We start from the raw sequence: 10674 nt of genomic DNA on the forward strand, positions 1-10674 counted from the left end.
TCACAAAATATTCGAAAAGGCCAAAGGGCCTTTTATTGAAAAGATTCAAAATATTACCGGCCGCAGCGTCCTATCGGGCCAAAGCAGCCTGAATTTTGAAACCAGGACCTTTTTGATGACGTTTTTTTTATCGGAATGATTTTTAAGACCGATATTCGGTCCCAACAGAAATTTTAAATCAGGGGAGAGGAAAGGAGACAGAGACATGAGCATTCCGCGAGTAGCCATTTTGATGGGAAGTGAAAGCGACTTAAAAAAAATGCAGCAGGCATCCGTGGTCTTTGATGCCATGGGAGTGGCCTATGAGATGAAGATCTCTTCCGCCCATCGGCTTCCGCAACAGACCGCGGACTACGCCCGGTCGGCAAAAGCGCGCAAAATACAGGTGAGCCGACAAAAAATATTAGACGCATCGGAAAAATTAAACGGCTGAAATAAGGGCGCTGGATTCCCTGGGACGTCCCAAACTGACGGGCTGGTCACTGCCGATAACTGTGGTGGAAGCTCTGGAAAAGGAACCGGCGATGATTCGTAACAAATAACATTAAATAGAATGAAAAGGAAAATGGACATGATAACAACCCCTTTGATGAAAGCAGCAAATCTATCGAACATAAAACCGGCGAAGCAGGGCAAGGTCCGCGATATATTTGATTTTGGGGAAACCCTCCTGATCGTGGCCACCGACCGCATTTCCGCTTTTGACGTGGTCATGAACGACCCCATACCGGACAAGGGCCGCATCCTGACCCGGATTTCCGAGTTCTGGTTCGGGATTACCGAAAACATCATTGCCAATCACATGATTTCAACCAGTGCGGGTGCTTTTCCGGAGGCGTGTCAGTCCTCCCGCGATACGCTTGAGGGTAGAAGCATGTGGGTGCGCAAGGCCAAACCCCTGCCGGTGGAATGCATCGTCAGGGGGTATCTGGCCGGCTCGGGGTTAAAAGACTACCGTCAGACCGGTGCGACCTGCGGGCATGGGCTGCCCCCCGGGCTGCAGGAGTCCGACCGGTTGCCCCAGCCGATTTTTACCCCTTCCACCAAGGCTGAAGGCGGAGATCATGATATGAACATTTCTTTTGACCGGATGTCCGAAATCATCGACAAAGATCTGGCAAAGCGGTTGCGCGAGGTAAGCCTGGCACTCTATAAAAAAGGGTGTGAAATTGCCGAAAAGCGGGGGATTATCATCGCCGACACCAAGTTTGAATTCGGCCTCATTGGTGATGAGCTGGTTCTCATCGACGAAGTGCTGACACCGGACTCTTCCCGCTTCTGGCCGATGGATCACTATCAGCCCGGCAAACCCCAGGCGAGCTTCGACAAGCAGTTTCTGCGGGACTATTTAGAGGGTCTTGACTGGGACAAAACCCCGCCGCCGCCGGAACTTCCCGTGGAAATTATAAACAAGACAGCGGAAAAATATAAGGAAGCGTTGGAAAGGCTCACTTCGGACAATCCCGTCAAAGGGGGTTAAGAAGTGTTAAAAAGTGAGCCGCTTTGAATCCATGCAAAATTTTAGCGGCCCGACAAATCGGTTTTTTTATTAAAAACGCGTTAAACCCTAAAACCATCAAAGAACAAAGAATGAGGGAAAGGAGGAAATTATGGCGCAAATGAACTACCCGAAAAAAGTGGTCCTGGGGGACATCGCGGTAAGGGACGGACTCCAGCATGAGGAAAAGTTCATCCCCACAGATGCAAAGCTGTGGCTGGCGGAACAATTAATCCTGGCGGGATTCAAGCGGATAGAAGTTACCAATTTCGGAAATCCCAAAGGCATGCCCCAATTCAAGGATGCCGACGAACTCATGAAGGGAATCCGCGCCAGCAAGAAGATCGGACAGCTTCTGGAGGCAGTAGAGATCACCACGGTCACCATCCGCGAAAAAGCTGTTGAACGCGCCATCCAGGCCCGCGCAGATGGCTTTGGCCCGGACCGGATCCTTTTTATGGTGTCCACCAGCGAACCGCATCATAAGAAAAACTCCGGGCTATCGCTGGCCGAATACTGGAAGATGTGCGCGGCATACATACCCAAGGCCCATGCTGCCGGCATGAAAGTTTGCGGAACGGTCAGCACCATTTGGGGCTGTCCCATCGAAGGTCCCACCGAAATGAAAAAAGCCGTTGAATTCACCCGGCGGTGGCTGGACATCGGGGCGGACGACATCGAGCATGCCGACCACGACGGATCTGCACCCCCTCACAAGGTATACGAATATTTTTCCATGATCCTGGATGCCATCCCGGATCCATCCCTTCATATCGCCCATTTTCATACAACCCGCGGTTGGGGTTTGGCCAACGTGCTGGCAGCTCTTCAGGCCGGGATCACCCACTATGAGTCGACCCTGGGCGGATTGGGCGGACAGCCGGCCAATTTTGTAGACGGCGTGCCGGTGAGCGGCACCGGTGATTATTACTATTCAGACCCGAGCATTGTGGGACTTGTTTCCACCGAGGACATGGTGGTAATGATGGATGAGATGGGGATCGATACCGGCATCAATGTGGACAAGCTCCTTGATATCGGACGCATGTTCGAAAGAATCATCGGAAGACGTCTCCGTTCAGAGTGCATTCATACCGGGCGGATACCGAAATCCTTAACCGGGCGTGCTTGATCAAGGCCGAATGCGGCCACCTCGGAAATGACAGAAAATGCTTTGACTGCTGAACCTGTTCTGTAAAAATGATGGTTTCGGATAGTTATGTGGCGGGCAATCCCCATGTACGGGTTTGCCCGCCACAGTTTATTTTGGCCCCCCGCTTTTTGTATATAGCGGTTATCAAAAAAAAGTTCCGTTATCCCAATGTGTTTTCCTACAACCGCTTATACCGAAATTCATTATTTCGGATCTTTATTATGGAAAGCGGTATAAAACCCCATTCCGGATATAGAGAAAATTTGTCCGCAGCCTAAAATCTGTTGCAAACCATCGTCATCTGCGATTATTATTTGAAGACTCCCGCAGCAAGCTGCGGGGAATCTTCGACCGTAAGGACTTTTAATCTGATTTTTATATTCGCTCGCTGACCCCGCCGCCCCGCCCTGCGGGACGGGGAATGCGCTCGCTGCTGCGGTTCGGACAGGCTGAAAATTCTATAATTTAATTGGATTGGAGAAAGAATATGGAGATTTCAACTTTAAATGCAATTTCTCCTGTAGACGGACGCTATCACCGGGCCACCGCAAAGCTGGGGGATTACTTTTCGGAAGGCGCCCTGATAAAATACCGGATTCTGGTGGAAGTCGAGTATTTCATCGCATTGTGCGAATGGCCGCTGCCGCAGTTGAAATCCGTCGACAAGACCAGATTCGAAACCCTGCGCAGCCTATACAAGGCATTCACCCCCGAAAACGCCCAAAAGGTGAAAGACATCGAAAAGGTCACCAACCACGACGTCAAAGCCGTGGAATATCTTCTGAAAGAAAAATTTCAGGAAATCGGGCTAGCGCCTTACAAAGAGTTTGTGCATTTCGGACTGACGTCCCAGGATGTCACCAACACGGCCATCCCGCTTTCTCTGATGGCTGCCTGGAAGGAAGTGCTGGAACCCGTCCTGGCTGAAGTTGCCGAAGCGCTCTCGGCCAAGGCGGATGCATGGCGGGATATTCCCATGCTGGCGCGGACCCACGGCCAGCCGGCATCCCCCACCTGCCTGGGCAAGGAAATTTATGTTTTTGTAAGCCGGCTGCAGGAGCAGGTGGCGCAGCTTAAAAGAATTCCTTTTTCGGCCAAGTTCGGGGGAGCAACCGGCAATTTCAATGCCCACCACGTCGCCTACCCCGACATCGACTGGATCGCTTTTGCGGACAAGTTCGTAAACAGCACCCTGGGCCTGCAGCGCTCGCAGGTCACAACCCAGATTGAACATTACGACAACCTGGGCGCCTTCTGCGACAATCTGAAGCGGATCAACACCATTCTCATCGATCTCGACCGGGACATCTGGTCTTATGTTTCCATGGAATATTTCAAGCAAAAGGTGGTGGCCGGAGAAGTGGGATCCTCCACCATGCCGCACAAGGTCAACCCCATCGATTTTGAAAATTCCGAGGGAAACTTGGGCATCGCCAATGCCGTCTTTGAACACCTTTCAGCCAAGCTCCCGGTTTCACGGCTCCAGAGAGATCTGACCGATTCCACCGTCATTCGAAATATCGGCGTGCCCATCGCCCATTCCCTGATTGCCTGGAAATCGCTCCTGCGGGGCCTGGGAAAATTGATATTAAATGAAGAAAGTATCCGTTCCGACCTGGAGAATAACTGGGCCGTGGTGGCCGAGGCGATCCAGACGGTTTTGCGCCGCGAGGGCTACCCGGACCCCTATGAAGCGCTCAAAGCCTTGACCCGGACCCATTCGAAGATCGACCGCAAGGCCATTGCCGCGTTTATTAAGACCCTTGATGTTTCAAGCGCCGTTAAAAAAGAATTGCTCAACATTTCCCCCGAAAATTATACGGGTATATGTAAATTTTAAGCCGGACAGGATCCATGCAAAGTAAAAAGACCGGTAAACTTCAGGCGGTAACAAAAGGTCAGGTGGAGGCTGAAATCAGCAACGCCCTCATTTCTTTTGAAAGGGAACATATGGGGCGCGGTCCGGTGGAGGCCAAAACGTATATTATTCAGGATATGGTGCTGATTCGACTAAAAGGCGTCCTGACGCCGGCAGAACGTCACCTGGCAATCGATGAGGAAGGAATCCAGCTGATCAAACAGGTGCGGACCAAACTGATGGAAAATGCCCATGCCATGCTCAAAGAGATCATTCATAAAATTACCGGGGTTTCCCCGGTGAGCCTGTACACGGACATCAGCACCAAAACGGGGGAGCGGTTTATTATCATCACATTTGAGGAAGAGCTGGAGGGCCGCTACCGCCTAAATTGAGCCAAAGGGGCATTTTGCAACGGTCTCATTAAACGGCTACCCCGTACTCCTTCCGGATGAACTCGATATTTTGCAGTGCATTTTCGTACTTTATTTTTCCATAGGTGTAATAATCAAAGGTGATTTTGGAGACGTTGAGCTGGATCAGACTCCACAGAAACCAGTAAATATCGGGAAACGGCTTGAATAGATCGATGAGGTAAAGGTTTTTGTCAAAATCTTTGTCCTGGCAATACTCCTTAACGATCTCTTTTTCAGCCTCGCGCGGAACCAGGATTTCCTGAAACATATCGGCGATATCATAGTACCGGGGCGCCATGCCGGCATATTCCCAGTCGATGATGTACATGGGTGAAGCATACTTGTGCAGCGCATCCTCGTTGATCAGGATGAAATTGTCCGCCAGCAGGTCGTTGTGACAGGCGCTGTATTCGTTTTCAGGGATGTCAATGACGGACGACAGCTTGTCCAGGCGCCGGATCGTTCCGTCGATACTGAATTCATTATAGCCGGCATGGAGGCCTTCCAGAATGGAGGCCATTTTTTTGACTTCGACAACGGGGTTGAAGATTTTTTCGAGCCGGATGCCGCTGTCGTGAATTTTCCGTACGGGGTCCACAATTTTCTTATAAAGTGATTTATCCAGGAAATGTTTATTCTTTAGAACCATGCAGTCGTCGATATATTCAACGATGGTGACGCCGATGTCAGGCAGGTATTTAACCAGCCTTGAGGATACACCGATTTTTTCCATTTCTTTTATGGCATGGGCCTCATGGTCGCGGTTTATAAAAAGATCGGTCTTGTCACCGTAAATCCGAACGGTGTAATCGCCTTTTTCAGACTGAATCCGGTAGAGCTTATTGGTAATTCCGCCCTTAAGCTGCGTAATGCGGACATCCATTCCTTTCCATTCCGGTAAAATTTGATAACAGGCTTCCGGGGTAAATTCCTGATCCAAAAGGCGCGTTGACGTGTTCATGACGATTTCCTTTCCTTGGGTCTAAGGCGGTTCACGCTGTCAGTTGCCGGGCGGCAGCCGGTGGGACGATCATCGCGGTCATTGCGCCGGCGTTATCAGTTTATACGCAATGCGTTTAACAGGCTGTTAAATATAACGGGGGGTATAAACTGAGTCAATCTCTTTTTTTGACTTTTGCCTTGTGCTCCGAAGGGGCCTTTCAAACAGACTGGGTGCCAAAGGGGGCACTGACGAACGGTACCTGAACTTATCATATCGAATGTCCAGCCCGTTACACAAACACCCGAATTTTACACGAGTGGGAGGCTTTCATCTGCAAGGCATTTAGGGGTGAAGCCATAGTGTACTATTGCGAACCCTTAATAACGCAGCAGATGGAAGCCTCCCGCTTGTCCGAAGGGTGAAACTTGATGAGAAAAAATGATCCCTATCCTTATTATTCTCAGCAATAAAACAGCTTCTCATCAATTTTCATGGAAGATTCAGGAAATAACTTGACAGCGCCTTATTCGGCGATGTAAAAAACTTGACAGCGCCTTATTCGGCGATGTAAAAAAATCGAATCGCCCCCGAAAAAGTCGGTCATGATTTATGAGCTTCGGGTTAAAACTTCCGTTTTTAGGCGTGCGCCACCTTCTTTTACGCAGTTATCGCCCTGTAACACGGCCAGTCCCATAAAATTACAGGCGCAAATATACATCGTTCTAACAATTTGTACGGGCTGAGTCTTCAAGCCATGCTGCAGAAATTTTTAATTTTAAAATACTTCTTTCACTGTAAGAGGCAATTTTAAATGCGATGTCTATCTGCCGTCTGAAAACGGCGCCGACCCAGGCGCCTGTAAATACAACCTGAACGCCGACATCCTCTTTTTCCGATTTGGTTGGATGTTAACCCAAACACCATGAAAGGAGACAGGTAGTATGAAAAGACGCGATTTTCTAAAAAAAGCAGGAGTGGGGACAGCCGCTGCCGTGGCCGCCACAGCCGTAAATGCGCCATTTGTGCATGCGGCAAAAAAAACAACTATCAAATGGCGGATGCAGACCTATGCCGGTCCTGCCCTGGCTGAGCATGTCATTAAAAATTCGATAGATTGGTTCAATACCGCAGCCAATGGAGAGATGGTAATCGAATTGTACAACGCGGATCAGCTGGTGCCTCAGGGCGAGCTGTTTAGAGCCGTACAGAGGGGCACCATCGACGCCGCCCAGAGTGACGACGACTCCATTGCAGCACCAGTCGATATATCTGTATTTGCCGCCTACTTCCCCTTTGCGTCACGCTACTCACTGGATGTTCCCGTCTTGTGGAACTGGTATGGGCTGAACAAAATATGGGCGGACGCCTACGCTAAAATCAAAGGCGTCACCTGGTTGAGTGCAGGGGCCTGGGACCCCTGCAATTTCGCTACCGTCAAGCCGATCCGACACGTTGAAGACTTTAAGGGCCTGAGAATATATATGTTCCCCACCGGGGGCAAGTTCATGCAGCAATTCGGCGTTGTCCCGATGTCCCTTCCCTATGAGGACGTTCAGATGGCCATTCAAACCGGCGAGCTGGACGGCGTCTCCTGGTCCGGGATCACCGAAGATTATACGGTGGGATGGGCCGATGTCACCAAATATTATCTGACCAATCCCATATCCGGTGCCTGGGCGGGTTCGTACTTTGCAAACTCCGATAAATGGAAAGCCCTGCCTAAACACCTGCAGATGTTGTTCAAATTATCCATGGACAGTTCGCACTACTACAGACAACATTGGTACTGGTGGGGAGAAGCCCACTACCGCACCAAAGGGGGTAAGCTGCAACTCACCTCCATCCCCAAAGAGGAGTGGAAGGTAGTGGAAGATGCCGCCCTCAAGTACTGGGACGAGATCGCCGCCAAGAGTCCCACGAATGCCAAGGTGGTAAAAATACTCAAAGAATATAACCAAACCATGATTGAGGCCGGTCCTCCCTACCGGTATTGATGAACCGGGAACTAAGTGTTAAAGGTCGCTTTACCTTTCCCGGTTTCGACGCAGGACCAGCCGGGAAAGGTAAATATCTAAAACCTAAATTGAGCGATTTATTACGAGAGCTGTGCCGGGATGATGCATCAGGGTTCGCGAAAACCTCGGGAATACCTGTGAAAATGTCGATGGTTTTTCGCGGACCCTTGCTGCGCAAAATGGCCGGTGCGGGTCAAGTAAGAAATTCGCTCAATTTGATTTAGGGTAAAAGATCTGGAAGAAAGGGATTAGCATGCTTAAACCAATAAAAGCCTTCGTGCGTTATACCGACGCAGTAAACACGAAGGTAGGTAGGGCCTCGATGTATATGATCTTCGCCATGATGGGCATCCTGCTGTTTGAATCTATATCCCGAACCATCTTTAATTGGCCCCACATATGGGTAGTGGAGATAGCGCAGTTCATTATGGCCGCTTATTATTTACTGGGCGGCGGCTACTCCATGATTCTGGACGGGCATGTCAGGATGGATCTCGTCTATGGTCCGTTGTCGGCGAAAAGGCAGGCGTTGGCCGATGTAATTACGGCTCCCGTCCTTATCTTCTACCTGGTGTTTCTCCTTTACGGCGCCATTTCCAGCATTGAATATGCGATTACATACGGACAGGTCAATTATACCCCATGGGGGCCGCCTTTGGCTCCCATCAAGATTATTATGGGAATCGGAATTCTGCTGATGCTGCTTCAGGCGGTCGCTATCTTCTTCAAGGACCTGGCAAAGGCCAGAGGGGAGAAGATATCATGAGTTATGAACTGATTGCCATTCTGATATTCACCTCGATGCTGCTCATGCTTCTCACCGGGCAACGTATCTTTGCTGCTATCGGCGGTGTCGCCACTCTTTTCGCCCTGCTCCTTTGGGGGAAGGGTGCTGCGGAGATGCCGTTCAACGCAAGCTTCGTTCTGCTGAACTGGTATCCGCTCCTGACCCTGCCGTTATTCATCTATATGGGGTATATGTTTTCCGAGTCCGGAATAGCGAGCGATCTCTACCGCATGTTCCATGTCTGGATGGGGCCGCTCCATGGGGGTTTGGCCATCGGAACCATCGGCCTGATGGTCGCCATATCGGCCATGAACGGGTTAAGTGTGGCCGGCATGGCCATCGGCGCCAGTATCGCCATGCCGGAAATGCTGAAGCGCAAGTATAACAAGGTAATGATCACCGGAGTCATCCAGGCGGGTAGTTCCCTGGGCATCATGGTCCCGCCCAGCGTGGTTCTGGTTCTTTATGGTATGATCGCCAGGCAAAACGTCGGCCGGCTATGGATGGCCGGTGTTTTCCCCGGCCTCCTCCTGGCCGGCCTGTTTATGGCATACATTGCCATTCGATGCAAAATTAATCCGGAACTGGGGCCATCGCTATCCCTGGAAGAACGGCAGCAGATAACCTGGGGAGAAAAGTTTCGGCTGCTCAGGGCCGGAATAATTCCCATCGTCATAATTTTTTCCATGACGGGGCTTTTTCTGCTGGGGGTAACCAGTCTGGTGGAGTGTTCAGCAGCCGGTGCGGCCGCAACCACCCTTGCCGCTATCGTCAAAGGCCGGTTGAACCGGCAGGTACTGGAAAACACCCTGCGTAATACCCTGAGCGTCAGCTGCATGTTCATGTGGGTGATTCTGGCGGCGCTTTGCTTTGGCGCCGTATTTGACGGTCTTGGCGCCGTGCATGCGATAAAGTCTCTCTTCCTCGACCGGTGGCAGCTCAGCCCGTGGGGCGTACTGATCATGATGCAGATTTCCTACATCCTGATGGGGATGTTTCTGGACGATACGGCCATGCTCATCATTGTCGCACCGCTTTATGTTCCCTTAATCATCAGTCTGGGATTCAATCCGATCTGGTATGGCGTGCTCTATACCATAACCTGCCAGATTGCTTACATGACGCCGCCCTTTGGCTATAACCTGTTTCTGATGAAGGCGATGGCGCCTCCGGAGGTAACCCTGGCGGATATTTACCGCTCCATCGTACCCTTTGTCTTGGTGATGATGGTTGGGTTGGCCCTGGTATTGGTATTTCCCCAGATAGCCCTGTGGCTGCCCGATTTGTATTTCGGGAAATAGCGTCCGTTAGTGCCGACCGGACCGGCGATACATAATGTGAGACCTTTGCAAATTAGCGTTTGCTCACATGGCTGAAGGCCCGCCACGAGCAGGAAAATGTTAGCGAACTTGTCAAAAAAGTTTAGACTGAATCAGTTAAAAAACCCCAGATCATATGATCCGGGGTTTTTTGTTCGGATCCGTTCTTAAACCAAATCTTCAAAAAGATAGAGTTCTAAGCCGGAATCAATATAGGCAAGAAATGATGAATTTTGGGGTCGTTCGAAAATCTATGATTTGGAAATCATATCAAGCAGACCGAAGCTTACTAAAATTTTTCGATTCATACTGAACCTTTTCAACCCTAAAATGGGCACTTTAAACCCTTTTTTAGATCTATTTTAAAGCCTATACCTATGAAACACAGGATGTTGGCTTGGCCCGACCCCAATGAAAACCCGACCCCAATGAAAACCCCGACCCCAATGAAAACAGTGATGCTCTTTTGGAGGCTCAAGCTAATCTCGATCTTCAAATAAGCATCTTTAAACCTAATAGTTCAAAATCTGATCCCATTTGTTGAGTTTTTCATTACCATCAGATAGCTTTATTAGTAGCTATATGGGACATATATTGATAGCTCTCAGTTGCTACGTCTCGATTTAATTGACTCTGCAAGTCTCACAATAACCGACAAAGAGAAAGGCCGCCGGAAGCGAGGTTT

9 protein-coding genes are annotated in these 10674 nt (G+C 50.0%); 8 read left to right on the top strand and 1 reads right to left on the bottom strand.

Annotation, left to right across the window (positions count from 1 at the left end):
* Positions 1–205: 205 nt before the first annotated feature.
* The 5 genes from P1P89_20290 to P1P89_20310 all read left to right on the top strand — a co-directional run bounded on the left by P1P89_20290 (position 206) and on the right by P1P89_20310 (position 4904).
* On the top strand, positions 206–433 hold the full coding sequence (locus tag P1P89_20290; GenBank protein MDF1593855.1) for an AIR carboxylase family protein: 228 nt from the start codon (positions 206–208) through the stop codon (positions 431–433).
* Between the two features lie 138 nt (positions 434–571).
* Positions 572–1480: a phosphoribosylaminoimidazolesuccinocarboxamide synthase gene (locus tag P1P89_20295; protein ID MDF1593856.1), complete on the top strand. Its 909-nt coding sequence runs from the start codon at positions 572–574 to the stop codon at positions 1478–1480.
* A gap of 130 nt (positions 1481–1610) precedes the next feature.
* Positions 1611–2630 (top strand): pyruvate carboxyltransferase, encoded by a 1020-nt coding sequence (locus P1P89_20300; GenBank protein ID MDF1593857.1) that lies wholly within the window; start codon positions 1611–1613, stop codon positions 2628–2630.
* Between the two features lie 508 nt (positions 2631–3138).
* Positions 3139–4491 (top strand): adenylosuccinate lyase, encoded by a 1353-nt coding sequence (gene purB / locus P1P89_20305; protein MDF1593858.1) that lies wholly within the window; start codon positions 3139–3141, stop codon positions 4489–4491.
* 14 nt (positions 4492–4505) lie between these two features.
* Complete coding sequence (locus P1P89_20310; GenBank protein ID MDF1593859.1) at positions 4506–4904, top strand: DUF2294 domain-containing protein; 399 nt, start codon at positions 4506–4508, stop codon at positions 4902–4904.
* A 28-nt stretch (positions 4905–4932) separates the two neighbouring features.
* On the opposite strand, the gene P1P89_20315 is transcribed toward P1P89_20310, so the two are convergent.
* Positions 4933–5886, bottom strand: a complete 954-nt coding sequence (locus tag P1P89_20315; protein MDF1593860.1) for a choline kinase family protein — start codon at positions 5884–5886, stop codon at positions 4933–4935.
* A 923-nt stretch (positions 5887–6809) separates the two neighbouring features.
* Between P1P89_20315 and P1P89_20320 the strand changes: the two genes are divergently transcribed.
* The 3 genes from P1P89_20320 (at position 6810) to P1P89_20330 (ending at position 9971) form a co-directional block, all read left to right on the top strand.
* A complete protein-coding gene (locus P1P89_20320) occupies positions 6810–7862 on the top strand; it encodes a TRAP transporter substrate-binding protein (GenBank protein ID MDF1593861.1) in 1053 nt (350 codons plus the stop codon).
* Between the two features lie 343 nt (positions 7863–8205).
* On the top strand, positions 8206–8649 hold the full coding sequence (locus P1P89_20325; protein ID MDF1593862.1) for a TRAP transporter small permease subunit: 444 nt from the start codon (positions 8206–8208) through the stop codon (positions 8647–8649).
* The gene (locus tag P1P89_20330) at positions 8646–9971 is read left to right on the top strand and encodes a TRAP transporter large permease subunit (GenBank protein ID MDF1593863.1); all 1326 of its coding nucleotides are present in this window, start codon (positions 8646–8648) and stop codon (positions 9969–9971) included. The genes P1P89_20325 and P1P89_20330 overlap by 4 nt, the downstream gene beginning before the upstream one ends.
* The last annotated feature ends 703 nt before the right edge of the window (positions 9972–10674 follow it).

This window comes from Desulfobacterales bacterium, from assembly GCA_029211065.1.
Classification (GTDB): domain Bacteria; phylum Desulfobacterota; class Desulfobacteria; order Desulfobacterales; family JARGFK01; genus JARGFK01.

Excerpts from the sequence above, each read along its gene's own strand:
- P1P89_20290 (MDF1593855.1), top strand. The coding sequence starts at position 206 with ATGAGCATTCCGCGAGTAGCCATTTTGATGGGAAGTGAAAGCGACTTA.
- P1P89_20295 (MDF1593856.1), top strand. The coding sequence starts at position 572 with ATGATAACAACCCCTTTGATGAAAGCAGCAAATCTATCGAACATAAAA.
- P1P89_20300 (MDF1593857.1), top strand. The coding sequence starts at position 1,611 with ATGGCGCAAATGAACTACCCGAAAAAAGTGGTCCTGGGGGACATCGCG.
- purB (MDF1593858.1), top strand. The coding sequence starts at position 3,139 with ATGGAGATTTCAACTTTAAATGCAATTTCTCCTGTAGACGGACGCTAT.
- P1P89_20310 (MDF1593859.1), top strand. The coding sequence starts at position 4,506 with ATGCAAAGTAAAAAGACCGGTAAACTTCAGGCGGTAACAAAAGGTCAG.
- P1P89_20315 (MDF1593860.1), bottom strand. The coding sequence starts at position 5,886 with ATGAACACGTCAACGCGCCTTTTGGATCAGGAATTTACCCCGGAAGCC.
- P1P89_20320 (MDF1593861.1), top strand. The coding sequence starts at position 6,810 with ATGAAAAGACGCGATTTTCTAAAAAAAGCAGGAGTGGGGACAGCCGCT.
- P1P89_20325 (MDF1593862.1), top strand. The coding sequence starts at position 8,206 with ATGTATATGATCTTCGCCATGATGGGCATCCTGCTGTTTGAATCTATA.
- P1P89_20330 (MDF1593863.1), top strand. The coding sequence starts at position 8,646 with ATGAGTTATGAACTGATTGCCATTCTGATATTCACCTCGATGCTGCTC.